Below are 335 nucleotides of genomic sequence, written 5' to 3'. Positions count from 1 at the left end.
ACGGATATGTTGGTAGGCATCATGGTTCGCCCATCATTTGATCTACTCATCGGGATGCTGGGAATTTTAAAGGCGGGAGGAGCCTATGTGCCAATTGACCCTCAATATCCAGATAGCCGTATTGAGTACATGCTGAAAGACAGTGCTGTCCCTTTTTTGCTTACACAGTCGGTGTTGAAAGAAAGAATAGACTCATACTCAGGCAAAGTGATTTATTTGGATAAGGGGATGGAAGGAGAGCGTACAACGAATCCACCCTCAGTGGCAGAAGGGCATCATCTAGCCTATATGATTTATACTTCTGGATCAACTGGGGAGCCGAAAGGCGTCTTGAT

General features: G+C 45.7%; 1 protein-coding gene. It reads left to right on the top strand.

The window, feature by feature from the left end:
- Positions 1–6 precede the first annotated feature (6 nt).
- Positions 7–335, top strand: a 329-nt coding sequence (locus HFD78_RS29170) for an AMP-binding protein (protein WP_346986747.1), incomplete at its 3' end; no start/stop codon positions are given.

The sequence above is a fragment of the Bacillus sp. EKM501B genome (genome assembly GCF_011800505.1).
Taxonomy (GTDB): domain Bacteria; phylum Bacillota; class Bacilli; order Bacillales; family Bacillaceae_G; genus Bacillus_A; species Bacillus_A cereus.
The sequence above is the reverse complement of the archived record's forward strand: the minus strand, read 5'-3'. Positions and strand labels throughout refer to the sequence as shown.